This window comes from Pseudomonas lactucae (assembly GCF_016937615.1).
Lineage (GTDB): Bacteria > Pseudomonadota > Gammaproteobacteria > Pseudomonadales > Pseudomonadaceae > Aquipseudomonas > Aquipseudomonas lactucae.
The window spans coordinates 163,810-179,475 of the sequence record NZ_JAFHKI010000006.1 but is presented as its reverse complement, the minus strand read 5'-3'; the positions used below and the strand labels follow the sequence as shown (position 1 = coordinate 179,475).

Below are 15,666 nucleotides of genomic sequence, written 5' to 3'. Positions count from 1 at the left end.
GTGCTGCTGCCCGCGCCCGGCCTCGCGCCCCTGGGCAGCCCGGGGGTGATTGCCGAAGACCGACTGGACGTGATCCGCCAGGCACGCCCCACCGCCATGACGCTGACGCCAGCGCTGGTCGAGGCGATTGCCCGGCGCGCTGACAGCCTGGGGCCCGCCGAACGTATTGAACACCTGTTCGGCACGCCGCGCTTGCCGCTGCTGGCGGCCGGTGGCGGCCCTGTAGACGTCGAGGTCCTGGTGCGCCTGCAGCAAGCGGGTATTGAGGTGTTTCAAGGGTATGGCCTCAGCGAAAACAGCTCGGTGGCGACCTGGAATTTCCGTGGCGCGAACCGCCTGGGCAGCGTCGGGCAAGCGCTGCCGCACGTCACATTGCGCCTGGGTGCAGACGGTGAGCTGCAACTGCGCAGCAGTTCGCTGTTTGCCGGCTACACCAATGAAGACCCCAGCAGTTGCGCAATCGATGCCGAGGGCTGGCTGCACACCGGCGACCTGGCCCGGATCGACGCCGATGGCTTCGTCAGCATCATCGGTCGCAAGAAAACCATGATCATCACCGGCAATGGCCGCAACGTCTCGCCGGAATGGCTCGAAGCCGCTTACCGGCAAGTACCGGGCGTGGAGCAGGCGATTGTCTACGGCGACCGGCAGGCGTTCATGGGCGGGGTATTCATCATTGACGTTCAGGCCGACCCGGCCGACGTCGGCGCCGCCATCGCAGCGTTCGCCCGCACGCACCTCAACGAGATTGAACAGATTGCGCAGCCATTGCTGATTCCGCGCAGCGAGGAGGTCATGGGTCGATTGTTCACCGTGACCGGACGGCCCCGGCGCGACCAGGTGCCCGCGTTTCTGGATGACCATGCCGTGAGGATTTGCGCATGACGCTCACGACTTCCCCCCACACCGCCCACGCCGGCCTGATCGTTACGCCCCAGGGGCCGCAGCAGCTGGATGCACTGGAACCCGAGGTGCTCAAGCAGTGGCTGATGACCCATGGTTATCTGGTATTGCGTGGGTTTGAACACAGCATTGACGCGTTCTCCCGGTTGGTACGGCAAAGCAGCAGCCGAATCAGCCTGGACCCCGCACGCAGTTTCGATGGCGATACGGCGCAGAAAGTCGACGCCGGACTGGACGCGGTGGGCCTGCACTGTGAAAACGGCAACAGCCCTTTCTGGCCGGATCTCTGCTGGTTCTATTGCCAGGTCGCGCCGGCGAGGGGGTCGCAGACGACCTTGTGCGACGGCAAGGCGGTGTATCGGCACCTGGCGCCCGAACACCGTGCGGCGTTCAGTGAACGCGACATCCAATACGCTCGTCGTGTCGAGGCGATCAAGTGGAAGACCTATGCCTTGCATGCGTTGGCGCAGACGGAAGGGGCACCCACCCATATCGAGTCCGTGGTGTTGCAGGACCTGGTGTCGCTCACCGCCGGCAACGCCGGCGCGCAGATCGAACTCAATGAAGACGATTCGATCACTTACCGCTTTCGCACTCCCGCCATCCGTCACAGCCAGCTTTCAGACGAGGCTGGGCCGAGTTTCGCCAACAGCATTTTTGGCCCTTCCAACCATTACGAAGCACCGCTCATCACCTTTGCCGATGGCGAACCGCTCGATCCTGCGCTGTTGCAGGCGGTGGCGGCGGTGTGCGAGCGCTTTACCGTCGACGTCGGCTGGCAGCACGGCGATGTGGTGCTGATCGACAACACCCGCGTCATGCACGGGCGTCGAGCGATCGACGACCCGGCCCGCACCATCTTCAACGCCCTTTCCTATGCCCATTGAGAACTCGCCGATGAATGCCCTGAAAAACATTAATGAGCTGGCCCATATCAACTACCTGCACCCCAACCGCATGGAGTGGACTGCCGCCCGCACGACGTCGAGTTGCAGTTTCTCTCCACGGCCCTGGTCGGGGAGGCTGGCCAGGAAGAAAAAGCGGTGGCCTATCTATACAAAGAGCTGGGGCAACTGGCCGAAATCGAGATGCACGTGGCCAACACCATGACGCGGATTCTCGGCGAAGCCCAGTCCGACAACGACACCCTCGGCGCGGGGGACTCCCTGTATGGCGCGTTGTCGTGTTTCGCTGCCGAAGAAATCAACCACGCCAGCAGCTTTTATCAGTACATCCGGCATTTGTCCGGGCGCGACATCAAGCTCAAGGACAACTTGTTCAACGAGCGCCGGGCGCTCTACGACGAAAACGATTCGCCCAGGATCAAACTGGCCGCCCTGTGTGCAACCGCCTATGTGGGCGAGTCGATCATTACCGTGTTCGAACGTCGGTTGAAGGTGCTCGACCCGATGCAGCGCAGCCTGCTGACGCGCCTCCTGCATTTTCACGGCCTGGATGAGGCGCGGCATATCCAGTTCGATCATTTCGTCTTCGAACATGTGATTCCCTCGTTCACCGCCTCCGAGCGTCGGCGCATGCACCAGTTGATCCACGACACCGAGGCGATGAATACCCAGCTGGCCATCACCAGCGGCGAGCAGATCAAGGCGGCGTTCAATCTGGATTACACGCAGAACAATAAAGCCGCCCAGACCCAGTTGGATATGACGCTGCGGTTCCGGGAAATTGTGCAGTCACAGGACCTGATTCGCACCGTCGATGAACACATGGACGTGGACACCGCGGATATCGTCAAAGCGTTCTCTCGCGCCAGCACGATACATACCCAGTACTTTCATTGAGGGGTGCCCCATGAAGTCGCAAACACTTGCTGCACAGACGTCGGTGAGCCAGGGGAAGTACCCGCTGAGTGTCATGGCGGTGCTGGTCGCGCTGTTTTTGGCCGCGATGGACAGCACGGCGGTCAGTACCATCCTGCCGCAGATCAATGCGCAACTGCAGGACACCACGCTGTATCCGTGGATTGTTTCCGGCTTCCTGCTGCCACTGGCGCTCGTCGCACCGTTGGCGGGGGCCCTGGCCGACCGCTTCGGGGTCAGCACGGTGATGAAAGTCAGCCTGCTGCTATTCATTGGCGCCTCGGCCTGGATCGCCAGCAGCCAGAGCATGCTCATGCTGATTGTCGGCAGGGCGCTGCAGGGCACGGGCGCGGGCGGGATCATCGTGCTGTCCTATTCGCTGCTGGCGTCCCTGTTCGAGGGGCCTCGGCGCGCGAATATGCAAGGGATGCTCAGCGGCGTATGGGGCCTGGCCGCCATTCTGGGGCCGGTCGCCGGGGCGGTATTGGGCAGCACCTTGAGCTGGCGCGCGGTCTTTTGGCTGAACCTGCCGCTGGGGACGCTGGCCTTGTTGGCGCTGTGCTTCGCCCCGACGGTGGGGCGTGGCCAGTCGAGCCGGCATGTTGACCTGCTGGCGCAGGGGGCGCTGGCCATTTTCGCCTGTGCCGGGCTGTTCCTGCTCAGCGGCCATCCGCTGGCATGGATGGCGTATCCGCTACCGACGCTGGTGGTCATCATGCTCATCAGTCTGCTGGTATTGCTGGCGCGCGTGCGCAAGGTTCCGCGCAGCGCCCCGGTGCCCCTGGGCTTCTTCGCGCAGCCGGCGCTGGGGTCGACCCTGGTGCTGGTGGTTACCTCAAGTATTGGTCTTTATGCCTCGGTGAGTCTGTTGCCGGTTGCCCTCAGTCAGGGCGACGCCGGTGGCGCGTTGTCGAGCGGTGCGCTGATCATGCTGGCCGCACTGGGCTGGGTGGCCGGCGCGACGTTCTGTGGCAAACGCCTGGCGCGCGTCGGGTTCAGGCCGATGGCGGCAGGCGGCATGTCGATGCTGCTGCTCGGGTGCCTGTGCGTCGCGGCGGGCCTGCGCTGGGCATTCTGGCCGGCCATCGCCGTCGGCCAGGTGCTGATCGGGTCCGGCATGGGGTTCACCGCGACCACCACCCTGGTCTTTGCGCAAAACAGCGCCCCAGCGGATCAACTGGGCGCCTACACCTCCACGGTGCAATTCCTGCGTAGCCTGGGGGCGGCGTTCGGCGTTAATGGCATGGTCGCTATAGCGCTTCACCTGCCCCCGGAAAGTGCCTATCCAGGCACCTTCCTGCTGCTTGGTCTTGTCATGGGATGCGGTTTACTCTTCGCCTACGGATTGCCTGTACAACATGGATTACGAGAAGACTGACTGGGGTAGGCATGCATTACGATGAAACACATTATTCAGCACTGGTCGTTGAAAGGCAGTTAACCAATATCGAGGGCGAAGGCGAGCCCCACAGGCACCCGGTCGGGCAATTTGTATTAGTGAAAAAAGGCATGCTGTACGGTCATACGCAGGATCAGCGCTGGTTGCTCAAGCCCGGTATGGCCGTCTGGATTCCGCCGCAGACCCTGCACGCAGGTGTCGCGTACAGCCAGGTGGACCTCACGGTGCTGTACCTGGGCCGGGAACAGTCGAAGGATTTTTCCACCACCCTCAAACTGATTGAAGCCTCGGCGCTGGTCATCGCCCTGTGCGATCGACTGGCCGAGGAAGGCGCCCGGCCGCTGACAGAGGTTCAGCGCAGTTGCATCCTGCAGCTGTTGTTGCAGGACATCACCGAACTGCCGGCCAGTAACATGGTGCTGCCCTTGCCCAGTGACGGCCGGCTCAAACGCGTGACGGATCAATTGATTGCCCGGCCAGGGCTGCGCAAGAGCCTGGCGGAGTGGGGCGGCGAAGTCGGCGCCACCGAGCGCACCCTGACCCGCCTGTTTCGCAAGGAAACCGGCTTGTGCTACACCCAGTGGTATAACCGCCTGTTACTCGTCGAGGCCTATCGCGGCTTGATGGTCGAGCACACCAACGAGCGCCTGGCGCACCACCTGGGGTTTGCTTCCAGCGATTCGTTCGGTCATTGGTTTCGCCGCGTCACCGGCAGCAGCCCCGGGAAAGTGCGCAGCACTCTGCAGGGCGCTGCGGCGAAGGCGGCTTGAAACTGTCCGTTTCGTTCGGCTTTATGGCGCACTGACACATTTTGGACAGAATGGCGCTGCCTTAGGCTTGAGGCTCATATCTGATGAGGTTGAGCCTGATGATCGAGTACGACGCAATTAAAATCCTTCACGCGCTGGCAGCGGTCGCGGCGACCGGGCCGCTGCTGGTCGCCCCCTGGCTGTCGGCCCAGCTCAAACACTGCAGCACTGACAACAAGCCTCTACTGCTGCGCGGGCTGGCGTTCACCGATCGTTTCTATAATGTGGGCGGCTGGGGGCTGATCCTGAGCGGCATCCTGATGTTCTGGCTCAAGGACTGGAAGCGCTGCTTCGAGCTCTGGTTTTTGCTCAGCGTGGTCATCTTCGTGCTGGATTCAGCGCTGGAAAAGCGTTTGCGCGACCCGGCCAACGAAGTGTTGCAAGCCTGCAGCCCGGATGCCGAACAATGGCAGCCGGCAGCCCGGCAAATCCATCGCGGCGTGCTGGGGCAAGCGCTGTGTACCTCGGCGATCCTGCTGGTAATGCTGTTGCACAGCACGTTGGACCTGAAGGTGCTGGCGCTAAAACTATTCTGATGCGCCTTGAGCGACACCGGTCGGCGTTCTGCATCTGTGCACAGGGGCATCTTGGCGTAGAATACCGGCCTTTGTTTACACCCGTTCATCAGAGGGCTCCATTTTGGCTCAATACGTCTTCACCATGCATCGGCTGGGCAAAGTTGTCCCACCGAAGCGGGAAATCCTGAAAAACATCTCGTTGTCCTTCTTTCCGGGCGCCAAGATCGGCGTACTCGGCCTCAACGGTTCGGGCAAGTCCACGCTGCTGAAAATCATGGCCGGCGTCGACACCGAGTTCGAAGGCGAAGCCCGCCCGATGCCCGAGCTGAATATCGGCTACCTGCCGCAGGAGCCGCAGCTGGATCCGTCCAAGACCGTGCGCGAAGTGGTCGAAGAGGCCGTCAGCGTGATCAAGGACGCCCAGGCGCGTCTGGACGAGGTCTACGCCGCCTATGCCGAGCCGGATGCCGACTTCGACAAGCTGGCCGCCGAACAGGCCAAGCTCGAAGCCATCCTGCAGGCCAGCGACGGTCACAACCTGGAGCGCCAGCTTGAAGTCGCCGCCGACGCGCTGCGCCTGCCGGCGTGGGATGCCAAGGTCGAGCACCTGTCCGGTGGTGAAAAACGTCGTGTAGCCCTGTGCCGCCTGCTGCTGTCGGCCCCCGACATGCTGCTGCTCGACGAACCGACCAACCACTTGGACGCCGATTCCGTCGCCTGGCTGGAGCATTTCCTTCACGATTTCCCAGGCACCGTGGTTGCGATCACGCACGACCGGTACTTCCTGGACAACGTCGCCGGCTGGATCCTCGAACTCGACCGTGGCGCCGGTATCCCTTATGAGGGCAACTACTCCGGTTGGCTCGAAGCCAAGTCCGACCGTCTGGCCGCCGAATCCAAGCAGCAATCGGCCCACGAAAAAGCCATGAAGGAAGAACTGGAGTGGGTGCGCAAAGGCGCCAAGGCCCGCCAGTCCAAATCCAAGGCCCGTCTGCAACGCTTCGAAGAAATGCAATCGCAGGAATTCCAGAAGCGCAGCGAGACCAACGAGATCTACATCCCGGCCGGCCCGCGCCTGGGTGACAAGGTCATCGAGTTCAAGAACGTGTGCAAAGGCTATGGCGACCGCGTGCTGATCGACAACTTGTCGTTCTCCATGCCAAAAGGCGCGATCGTCGGCGTTATTGGCGGTAACGGTGCGGGTAAATCCACGCTGTTCCGCATGCTGATGGGCAAGGAAACCCCGGACTCCGGCAGCATCGAGATCGGCGAAACCGTGCAACTGGCGTGTGTCGACCAGAGCCGCGACGACCTCGACGGCAGCAAGACCGTGTTCCAGCAGATTTCCGACGGTTCCGATCAGATCCGCATCGGCAACTATGAAATCCCGTCGCGCACCTACGTCGGTCGTTTCAACTTCAAGGGCGGCGATCAGCAGAAGTTCGTCAAGGACCTGTCCGGTGGTGAGCGCGGTCGCTTGCACCTGGCCCTGACCCTGAAAGAGGGCGGCAACGTGTTGCTGCTCGACGAACCGTCCAACGACCTCGACGTTGAAACCCTGCGTTCGCTGGAAGAAGCCCTGCTGGACTTCCCGGGCGCCGCCATTGTGATCTCTCACGATCGGTGGTTCCTTGACCGCGTCGCGACCCACATCCTGGCGTACGAAGACGACTCGCAAGCGGTGTTCTTCGAAGGCAACTACACCGAGTACGAAGCCGACCGTAAGAAGCGCCTGGGCGACGCGGCGGCTCAGCCGCATCGCGTACGTCACAAAAAACTGGCCTGATTCGGCTGGTTTGAACAAACGGAGCCCTCGGGCTCCGTTTTTTTTTGGTATTTTCAGGAGTACCGCGTTGAATTCATTCGCGAGCAAGCCCGCTCGCACATTTGACCGGGTTCCAACCTTGAAATGCGGTCGAATGTGGCAGAGGGCTTGCCCCCGATAGCGGTCTACCTCTTGGTGCGTCCCTCAGATTTCAAATCCCCTTTTAAGTGCGTAAACCCGAGTAAAACTGGATACAGTTATATCCAATGCACCATTTAAATTCACAAAGGCGACATCTTGCCCTGTCGCGGTGCGAAACGAATTGATAAAGTCCGGCCCAATCTCTGTTTAACAACAATCAATTTGCCGAGACTTTTCATGACCGAATCCGTCGAATCCTTCCTTGCTCGCCTCAAGAAACGCGACCCCGACCAGCCGGAATTCCACCAGGCTGTAGAAGAAGTCCTGCGCAGCCTGTGGCCGTTTCTTGAAGCCAACCCGCACTACCTGAACTCCGGCATTCTGGAGCGCATGTGCGAGCCGGAACGTGCGATTACCTTCCGGGTGTCGTGGGTGGACGATCATGGCAAAGTCCAGGTGAACCGTGGTTTCCGGATCCAGATGAACAGCGCCATCGGCCCCTACAAGGGCGGCCTGCGTTTCCATCCGTCGGTGAACCTGGGTGTGTTGAAATTCCTCGCCTTTGAACAGACCTTCAAAAACTCCCTGACCTCGCTGCCCATGGGCGGCGGCAAAGGCGGCTCGGACTTTGATCCAAAAGGTAAGAGCGACGCCGAAGTCATGCGCTTCTGCCAGGCATTCATGAGCGAGCTGTACCGCCATATCGGTGCGGACGTGGACGTACCCGCCGGCGATATTGGCGTGGGTGCCCGCGAAATCGGCTTCCTGTTTGGCCAGTACAAGCGGCTGAGCAATCAGTTCACCTCAGTGCTGACCGGCAAAGGCATGACCTATGGCGGCAGCCTGATTCGCCCGGAAGCGACCGGTTTCGGTTGCGTGTACTTCGCCGAAGAAATGCTCAAGCGCGACGGCCTGCGCATCGAAGGCAAGCGCGTGGCGGTGTCCGGCTCCGGCAATGTGGCGCAATACGCGGCGCGCAAGGTGATGGACTTGGGCGGCAAGGTGATTTCCCTGTCCGACTCCGAAGGCACACTGTACGCCGAAAGTGGTTTGACCGAAGCGCAATGGTCGGCCCTTCTGGAATTGAAAAACGTGCAGCGCGGGCGCATCAGCGAACTGGCCGAGCGTTTCGGCCTTGAGTTCCGCCAGGGCCAAACGCCTTGGGAGCTGGCCTGCGATATCGCGCTGCCCTGCGCCACCCAGAACGAACTGGATGCCGACGCTGCCCGCACCTTGTTGCGCAACGGCTGCATGTGCGTGGCTGAAGGCGCCAACATGCCCACTACTCTTGAGGCTGTGGATATCTTTATCGCGGCGGGCATTCTGTTCGCACCGGGCAAAGCGTCGAATGCCGGTGGCGTGGCGGTGAGTGGTCTGGAAATGTCGCAGAACGCCATGCGCCTGTTGTGGACCGCCGGAGAAGTGGACAGCAAGCTGCATGGCATCATGCAGTCGATCCACCATGCTTGTGTGCATTACGGCGAAGCAGACGGCCGGATCAACTACGTGAAAGGTGCGAACATCGCAGGGTTCGTGAAAGTGGCCGATGCGATGCTGGCGCAAGGCATCGTTTAAACCTCGGGTTCGATACGCAGCACCTCGATCAACTGATCGCCGAGGGGGCGTTTCCACAGTACCTCGTCGCCGACCTGGGCACCGAGCAATGCGCGACCCAGCGGCGACCCCCAGTTGATCAGGCCGACATTGGCGTCGGCCTGATCCTCGCCGACCAATTGAACGCGCTGCTGTTCATCCTGTTCATTGGCAAATGTCACCCAACTGCCGATCTGCACCTTGTCGCATGAGGTCGCCGGCGGCACGACCTGAGCGCTTTGCACCCGTTGGTTGAAGTAGCGCAAATCTCGCTCAAGATCCGCCTGGCGCTGCTTATCGGCCTTTTCGCCCTTGGCGGACTCGGCGCTGTACTCAAGTTGCAACTGCGCAACCTTGGCTTGCAACTGCGTCAACCCTTGCGCGGTGAGGCGGTTGGGTTGCTCACTGACTTGGCGCTCCACCGGCTGATCGGCCTGGGCGGCGGCGTTGTCTTCATTCACAAAAGCTCGGCTCATGGTGTTCTCCCTCTATGGAGCTTGGGCCATGGTCGCCGCGCTTTAGTTTCGATGGATGTCTGAACGCGACCTATTGCGAGCGATAGGCCCGCGCTGCATCGCGATCCTTCTCCTGCTGCCAGGCGCGTTCGCGGTCGTCCCAGTGGTTGTTCTTGTAGTCGCGCAGCTCCTCGTTCTCGCGCATGGCCTTGCACTGGCGGAAACCGTCCTCCCAGCCTTCGGCGTAAAGCCGGTCCTTCAGATAGCGCGGTACGTTCTTGCGAAACACCCCGGTAATCACCCCGGCTGCCTGACGGCCGCTGCTGCAACCGTCGTCAAAGCCATCGGCAAAGGCGGGTGGATAACCGCGGGCGAGCAACTCCTGATGGGTGGACTGGCAACCCGACAATTCCACCACCGCACACAGCAATAGCGCATACCGCCACATGGCGTACTCCCTGGCCGTTTCACGGCTGATAAGGGAAGTTTAGAAGGGGATTTGTCGGGAGGGTGTGAAGGCGAGGTGATAACGGTGTTGGGGTAACGCTCAATTCAACGTCAACGGGCTACCTAGGGGGGGCAGCGCCGCATGCTCAGCCAACTCCTGCTGGATAAACGCCGCAATCATCGCGCGATACACCTGTTCGGTAACGCCCGGATTGGCGCCCAGCGTGTGCGACAAGTCCCGCACTTTGGCGATCACCTGTTCAACTCGCTGCGGCGCCTTGACGCCATCGGTGTCTTTTTTGAAACGGGCGGCTTGGGAGACGTAGCCGCCACGTTCAGCCAGCAGGCTGACGATTTGTTGGTCGAGGCGGTCGATGTTGTCGCGAACTTCTTCGAGTGTGGTGCAGCTAACGGCCATGTTGGTTGAGCTCCTGATTGTGCGGGCAATGCTAACAAAATGTGGGAGGGACAAGCCCCTCCCACATTTTGGATCCTTGTCTGGCTTTGGTCAGTAGTGATACCACTTCACTTCAAGCATCACTTCATTCACCGGTGTCGACAAGTGGCTGTACTCACGCTGGGCGCTCAGGCGCAGGCCGAGGTTACGCGACAGTTCCCACTGTTGGTTCAGGCTGAGGCTGCGTCGTACTTCGCCATTGGTGAAGAAATCGCCTTTGGCTTCCAGGCTCAGGTTGCCCAGCGGGTTTTTCCACAGCACGCCGGTGTTGAAGCCGGCGGCGGGGGAGATGGCTTCGCTGAAGTCGTTGTTGTGCTCCACACGCACTGTGCCGAGGGCGAAGCCGAGCATGTCGTCGCGCAGTTGCCAGGTGCCGCCGGCGCCGCCGTTGACGTGGGCCACCAGGGTTTCGTCGTCGTGTTTGCCCGGCACGCGTTCCAGGCCGCCGGTGACTTGCCAGGACCAAGGCTGCAACAGGGCATTACGCGGCGTCAGGGAGCGGATGGTGGCCAGGTCCAATTGTTGCAGTTGCCAGTGGTTGCCTTCGTACTGGCGCAGCTTCATTTGCAGGATTTCGATCTGCGCGCCCAAGGGGAAGCCTTCGGCGTTGTCGTTGAGGTCGTGATAGGCCATGCGCAGGCCGTATTCGCCGAAGGCCTTGTCGCCACGGGTGCCCATGCCGGCTTGCCAGGTGCGTGATTCATGGCCGTTTTCCGGCAGGCCGGGGGGCGTTATCTTAAGGTCCGGCGCGGGGTTCTGGTTGATCGCACGCAACAGTTCGAAGCTGCGTTGGGAACGTGCGGTGTCACGTTCCAGACCGTTGGCGCGGTAGCGGCCCAGGCGATAGGCGGCGTCGATGATCAGCGCCTGGCGGTCGCGGGGCAGGGCCTTGAAGGCAGGCGCCTGCAATTGCGTCTGGTCGTCGCTGACCTTCAATACCCATTGTTGCTCGTCACCGTCCAGCGGCTTGGCGCGTTCCAGCAGTTCGCGCTCGCGTGAAGGCCGGTAGTCGATTTTTTCGACCAGGCCCGCATCTTTAACGGCTTTGACCGTGTCGGTCGGGATGGCGGTGAGCGGGAATTGTTCGGTCAGGCGCAGGCCGGGGCGCGCCACTTGCAGCAGTTCCAGCAGGCGATAGGAGCAGTTTTCGTCGAAGAAGAAGTAGTCGAACTGGATCTGCTTGAGCTCCCAGACGTGCTCGACCATGCGCTCGGTCTCGACCTGGGTGAGGTTGAGGCGGTATTCCCACAGGTCGCGGTTTTCGAGGCTGCGGTACTCGGAGAGTTTTTCCTGGTACGGCACCAGCGCGAACAGGCCGGGGTAGCCGCCCATCAGGCCTTTCCAGGCGTAGAGGATGCTGTTGTCGGAGCCTTCGATGTAGGCGCCGAAGTTGATCGCGTAGCTGAGCAGCGCCGTGTTGTTGCTTTGCACGTCAGCCTGGTCGATACGCAGCAGGGTGTGGCCGAACATCGATGATGGGCTGTTGAGGTAGGCCGCCGGGAAGATCATCACCGCGCTGTGGGGGGCGACGTCCTTGAACCATTGCTTGAATTCTGTGCAGTCCACGGCCGGCAGGTCGGTCAGGTGCAACTGATCCTTGAGCCAACGGGTACGTGCGGGGTAAACGCATTGGGCGTGTTTTTCACCCAGGCTGGCCGGAGCGTAAAGCGCTTCAACGGTGGCCTTGAGTTCGGCGTCCGGATGGTGGGCGCCATCGGCTGCGAGAAAGAACTTCTGGTCGCTGACATAACTGCGCCAGCCTTTGAGCTTACCGGCTTCGTAATGGCCCAGGGACAGCCAGAACGGATCATTGGCCAGTTGCTGCAAACGTTGATCATCAAGATGCGGTGCCGCGTACAGCGGGGCGCAGGCGAAGAGTGCCATCCAGGCAAAGCGTTTGAGCATAGGGGCAACTTAAGTCGGAAATTAGAGAGACCCAAAGGGGGACGGGTCCAAAAATAAAACCCGCGCCTGGGGAGGCGCGGGTGGGTCGAGCTTAAGCCTGGGTGGCGTATTTCGCCAGACGGGCGTCACCTTTCAGTACTGCCAGGGTGTTGTTGTGCACATCATCAGCGGTCACGTCGGCCTTGCTGAAGATCTGTTGGAAGTGCTCGTGAGTCACGGCAGCAAAGTGCTCGCGATCTTCGGGCGCAACGCCCAGTACCACGGCGTAGGTGGTCAGTGCTTCACCATTACCCTTGGCCATGTCTTCGGACAGTTCGTTCATCATGCCATTCATGGCAATCCAGGACTTGCCGCCGTAGGTCAGCGCGCTGTTGGTGCTGCAGCCGTTGGTGCCCGAGGTCATGCCGAAGGTGGCGTTACCCGAAGTGCCGTTGGTGGTGGACGCCAGGAAGTGAGCTGGGGTACCGCGCTGGCCTTCGAACAACATGTTGCCCCAGCCGCAGTTCGGGCCACCTGGCGATTCTGCCATTGCATTGAGGGAGACAACGGTGAAGAGAGTACCGAGAAGGATCCGTTTCATAGCTTTGTTCTCTTTGTGTGCAAACCAATGGACAAGGGTTCAGGCACTTTCATAGCGCCCTAGGGGCCAGTTATTAGTCCAACCCGCGCAGTTTGGAGTTTAGGCACGTTCCAAGGGTTCCGTGGTTTTTTATAAAACAATCAGCATTGTCGCGATTTTTTTGTAGGACGCATCCCGTGTCCAGGCTTTCCCAACGGCGCGCCTTGCCAGAGCGCGCAAGGGGGAGCCAGAATGCCGACATCTGCCCCGCCTGATGTAAGGAAGCCCGATGCCTGATCCTGTTGCTGCCAGCTTGCGTCTAGCGCCCGAAGCGCTGACCCGTCCTTTCTCCGCTGAACAGTTCAGCTTCTCGACCACCAATGATTTGGAGCCCTTTCGCGGTGTGCTTGGCCAGGAACGTGCGGTCGAAGCGTTGCAGTTCGGTGTGGCCATGCCACGCCCCGGTTACAACGTATTTGTGATGGGCGAGCCGGGAACCGGTCGCTTTTCGTTCGTCAAACGCTACTTGAAGGCTGAAGGCAAGCGCATGCAGACCCCGGCGGACTGGGTCTACGTGAATAATTTCGATGAGCCCCGCGAGCCCCGCGCCCTGGAATTGCCAGGCGGCGCGGCGGCGGCGTTCATCGCCGACATCAATGGCCTGGTCGACAACCTGGTCGCGACCTTCCCGGCCGTGTTCGAACACCCGACCTATCAGCAGCGCAAAAGCGCCATCGACCGCGCCTTCAACCAGCGTTACGACAAGGCCCTGGATGTGATCGAGCGCCTGGCCCTGGAAAAGGACGTGGCGCTGTACCGCGACAGTTCCAACATCGCCTTCACGCCGATGCTCGACGGCAAGGCGCTGGACGAAGCCGAGTTCTCGCAGCTGCCGGAAGCCGACCGCGAGCGTTTCCACACGGATATTTCCGAGCTGGAAGAACGCCTGAACGAAGAGTTGGCCAGCCTGCCGCAGTGGAAGCGCGAATCGAACAACCAACTGCGCCAGTTCAACGAAGAAACCATCACCCTGGCCCTGCAACCTTTGCTGGCGCCGCTGTCGGAAAAGTACGCAGAGAACGCAGCCGTTTGCGGTTATCTGCAAGCCATGCAGGTGTACTTGCTGAAAACCGTGGTCGAGCAACTGGTCGATGACGCCAAGACCGACGCCCAGGCGCGCAAACTGCTCGAAGAGCAATACTGCCCGAGCCTGGTGGTGGGCCATCCGGTCAACGGTGGTGCGCCGGTGGTGTTTGAACCGCACCCGACCTACGACAACCTGTTTGGCCGTATCGAATACAGCACCGACCAGGGCGCGCTCTATACCACTTATCGCCAGTTGCGCCCCGGCGCCTTGCACCGTGCCAATGGCGGGTTCCTGATTCTCGAAGCCGAAAAAATGCTCAGCGAGCCGTTTGTGTGGGACGCCCTCAAGCGGTCTCTGCAATCGCGCAAACTGAAGATGGAATCGCCTTTGGGCGAGCTGGGCCGCCTGGCCACCGTGACCCTCAACCCGCAGATGATCGCGCTGCAAGTCAAGGTGATCATCATCGGTTCGCGCCAGTTGTACTACGCGTTGCAGGACGCCGATCCGGACTTCCAGGAGATGTTCCGGGTGCTGGTGGACTTCGACGAAGACATCCCGATGGTCGACGAAAGCCTGGAGCAGTTCGCCCAGTTGCTCAAGACCCGCACCTCGGAAGAAGGCATGGCGCCGCTGACGTCGGACGCCGTGGCACGGTTGGCGACCTACAGCGCACGGCTGGCGGAGCACCAGGGGCGTTTGTCGGCGCGCATCGGCGACTTGTTCCAGCTGGTCAGCGAGGCGGACTTTATCCGTCACCTGGCGGGCGATGAGATGACCGACGCCGGCCACATCGAGCGCGCGCTCAAGGCCAAGGCCACGCGCACCGGGCGGGTATCGGCACGGATTCTCGACGACATGCTCGCCGGGGTGATCCTGATCGACACCGCCGGTGCGGCCGTCGGCAAGTGCAACGGGCTGACGGTACTGGAGGTGGGCGATTCGGCGTTCGGCGTGCCGGCACGGATTTCCGCCACGGTGTACCCGGGCGGCAGCGGTATCGTCGACATTGAGCGCGAGGTCAACCTCGGCCAGCCGATCCACTCCAAGGGCGTGATGATCCTGACCGGCTACCTGGGCAGCCGGTATGCCCAGGAATTCCCGCTGGCGATCTCGGCGAGTATTGCGCTGGAGCAGTCCTACGGTTATGTGGACGGGGACAGTGCGTCCCTGGGCGAGGCGTGCACGCTGATCTCGGCGTTGTCGAAAACCCCGCTCAAGCAGTGCTTTGCCATCACCGGCTCGATCAACCAGTTTGGTGAAGTACAGGCGGTGGGCGGGGTCAACGAGAAGATCGAAGGCTTCTTCCGCCTCTGCGAAGCACGCGGCCTGACCGGCGAGCAGGGGGCGATCATTCCCCAGGCCAACGTCGCCACGCTGATGCTTGATGAAAAGGTGTTGCAGGCCGTACGCGCCGGGCAGTTCCATATCTACGCCGTGCGCCAGGCGGACGAAGCCTTGAGCCTGCTGGTGGGTGAGGACGCCGGTGAGCCGGACGCCGAAGGGCAGTTCCCGGAAGGCAGCGTCAACGCTCGCGTGGTCGAGCGTTTGCGTGCGATTGCCGAGATGATCAGTGAAGAAGACTTGAAGGAGGCTGAGAAGGAGTTGGCGCAGCAGGCGTTGGCTGAGGCCAAGCCGAGCTGACGGGTGGCGGTGCTGATCGGGCTATTCGGTTAAAACACCGAATTTGCAGAATGAATCCGATCCCAATGTGGGAGGGAGCAAGCCCCTCCCACAATGGAAACTCGGCGCTTCCAGGCCTGTGGCCGCCATAAAATTGACTCTATTTTTAGGGCCGACACCGTTGGTCC

14 protein-coding genes are annotated in these 15,666 nt (G+C 61.2%); 9 read left to right on the top strand and 5 right to left on the bottom strand.

What is annotated here, in order from left to right; genetic code table 11:
• The 8 genes from JWR98_RS01850 to gdhA all read left to right on the top strand — a co-directional run.
• Positions 1 to 885, top strand: an 885-nt coding sequence (locus JWR98_RS01850; protein ID WP_205489194.1) for an AMP-binding protein, incomplete at its 5' end; no start/stop codon positions are given.
• The gene (locus JWR98_RS01845; protein WP_078734735.1) at positions 882 to 1,790 is read left to right on the top strand and encodes a TauD/TfdA family dioxygenase; all 909 of its coding nucleotides are present in this window, start codon (positions 882 to 884) and stop codon (positions 1,788 to 1,790) included. The genes JWR98_RS01850 and JWR98_RS01845, both read left to right, overlap by 4 nt.
• A gap of 102 nt (positions 1,791 to 1,892) precedes the next feature.
• Positions 1,893 to 2,705: a diiron oxygenase gene (locus JWR98_RS01840; protein WP_205489193.1), complete on the top strand. Its 813-nt coding sequence runs from the start codon at positions 1,893 to 1,895 to the stop codon at positions 2,703 to 2,705.
• Between the two features lie 10 nt (positions 2,706 to 2,715).
• Complete coding sequence (locus JWR98_RS01835; RefSeq protein ID WP_205489192.1) at positions 2,716 to 4,101, top strand: MFS transporter; 1,386 nt, start codon at positions 2,716 to 2,718, stop codon at positions 4,099 to 4,101.
• 11 nt (positions 4,102 to 4,112) lie between these two features.
• On the top strand, positions 4,113 to 4,892 hold the full coding sequence (locus tag JWR98_RS01830) for an AraC family transcriptional regulator (protein WP_205489191.1): 780 nt from the start codon (positions 4,113 to 4,115) through the stop codon (positions 4,890 to 4,892).
• An 83-nt stretch (positions 4,893 to 4,975) separates the two neighbouring features.
• Entirely contained in the window at positions 4,976 to 5,467 is a 492-nt protein-coding gene (locus JWR98_RS01825) for a DUF2269 family protein (protein ID WP_225908500.1), read from the top strand.
• Positions 5,468 to 5,570: 103 nt separating this feature from the next.
• Positions 5,571 to 7,235, top strand: coding sequence for an energy-dependent translational throttle protein EttA (ettA, locus tag JWR98_RS01820; RefSeq protein ID WP_078734731.1), 1,665 nt, complete (start codon positions 5,571 to 5,573; stop codon positions 7,233 to 7,235).
• Positions 7,236 to 7,592: 357 nt separating this feature from the next.
• The gene (gene gdhA / locus JWR98_RS01815) at positions 7,593 to 8,930 is read left to right on the top strand and encodes an NADP-specific glutamate dehydrogenase (protein WP_078734730.1); all 1,338 of its coding nucleotides are present in this window, start codon (positions 7,593 to 7,595) and stop codon (positions 8,928 to 8,930) included.
• Here the strand turns inward: gdhA and JWR98_RS01810 are convergent.
• From JWR98_RS01810 to JWR98_RS01790, 5 genes are all read right to left on the bottom strand, one after another.
• Complete coding sequence (locus JWR98_RS01810) at positions 8,927 to 9,424, bottom strand: GreA/GreB family elongation factor (protein ID WP_078734729.1); 498 nt, start codon at positions 9,422 to 9,424, stop codon at positions 8,927 to 8,929. The two genes, gdhA and JWR98_RS01810, sit on opposite strands and share 4 nt — an antisense overlap.
• Before the next feature lie 70 nt (positions 9,425 to 9,494).
• Positions 9,495 to 9,851, bottom strand: coding sequence for a hypothetical protein (locus JWR98_RS01805; protein WP_205489190.1), 357 nt, complete (start codon positions 9,849 to 9,851; stop codon positions 9,495 to 9,497).
• Between the two features lie 99 nt (positions 9,852 to 9,950).
• Positions 9,951 to 10,268: a chorismate mutase gene (locus JWR98_RS01800; protein WP_205489189.1), complete on the bottom strand. Its 318-nt coding sequence runs from the start codon at positions 10,266 to 10,268 to the stop codon at positions 9,951 to 9,953.
• Positions 10,269 to 10,358: 90 nt separating this feature from the next.
• Complete coding sequence (locus JWR98_RS01795) at positions 10,359 to 12,212, bottom strand: Lnb N-terminal periplasmic domain-containing protein (protein WP_078734726.1); 1,854 nt, start codon at positions 12,210 to 12,212, stop codon at positions 10,359 to 10,361.
• A gap of 91 nt (positions 12,213 to 12,303) precedes the next feature.
• The gene (locus tag JWR98_RS01790; protein ID WP_003176192.1) at positions 12,304 to 12,792 is read right to left on the bottom strand and encodes a DUF3015 domain-containing protein; all 489 of its coding nucleotides are present in this window, start codon (positions 12,790 to 12,792) and stop codon (positions 12,304 to 12,306) included.
• A gap of 268 nt (positions 12,793 to 13,060) precedes the next feature.
• Here JWR98_RS01790 and JWR98_RS01785 point away from each other — a divergent pair, with 268 nt between their 5' ends.
• The gene (locus tag JWR98_RS01785) at positions 13,061 to 15,499 is read left to right on the top strand and encodes a Lon protease family protein (protein WP_003176191.1); all 2,439 of its coding nucleotides are present in this window, start codon (positions 13,061 to 13,063) and stop codon (positions 15,497 to 15,499) included.
• Positions 15,500 to 15,666 lie beyond the last annotated feature (167 nt).

Bases quoted from the DNA above. Each gene is read 5' to 3' on its own strand.
- JWR98_RS01800 (WP_205489189.1), bottom strand. From the start codon at position 10,268: ATGGCCGTTAGCTGCACCACACTCGAAGAAGTTCGCGACAACATCGAC.
- JWR98_RS01805 (WP_205489190.1), bottom strand. From the start codon at position 9,851: ATGTGGCGGTATGCGCTATTGCTGTGTGCGGTGGTGGAATTGTCGGGT.
- JWR98_RS01845 (WP_078734735.1), top strand. From the start codon at position 882: ATGACGCTCACGACTTCCCCCCACACCGCCCACGCCGGCCTGATCGTT.
- JWR98_RS01785 (WP_003176191.1), top strand. From the start codon at position 13,061: ATGCCTGATCCTGTTGCTGCCAGCTTGCGTCTAGCGCCCGAAGCGCTG.
- JWR98_RS01825 (WP_225908500.1), top strand. From the start codon at position 4,976: ATGAGGTTGAGCCTGATGATCGAGTACGACGCAATTAAAATCCTTCAC.
- JWR98_RS01835 (WP_205489192.1), top strand. From the start codon at position 2,716: ATGAAGTCGCAAACACTTGCTGCACAGACGTCGGTGAGCCAGGGGAAG.
- JWR98_RS01810 (WP_078734729.1), bottom strand. From the start codon at position 9,424: ATGAGCCGAGCTTTTGTGAATGAAGACAACGCCGCCGCCCAGGCCGAT.
- gdhA (WP_078734730.1), top strand. From the start codon at position 7,593: ATGACCGAATCCGTCGAATCCTTCCTTGCTCGCCTCAAGAAACGCGAC.
- JWR98_RS01795 (WP_078734726.1), bottom strand. From the start codon at position 12,212: ATGCTCAAACGCTTTGCCTGGATGGCACTCTTCGCCTGCGCCCCGCTG.
- JWR98_RS01790 (WP_003176192.1), bottom strand. From the start codon at position 12,792: ATGAAACGGATCCTTCTCGGTACTCTCTTCACCGTTGTCTCCCTCAAT.
- JWR98_RS01830 (WP_205489191.1), top strand. From the start codon at position 4,113: ATGCATTACGATGAAACACATTATTCAGCACTGGTCGTTGAAAGGCAG.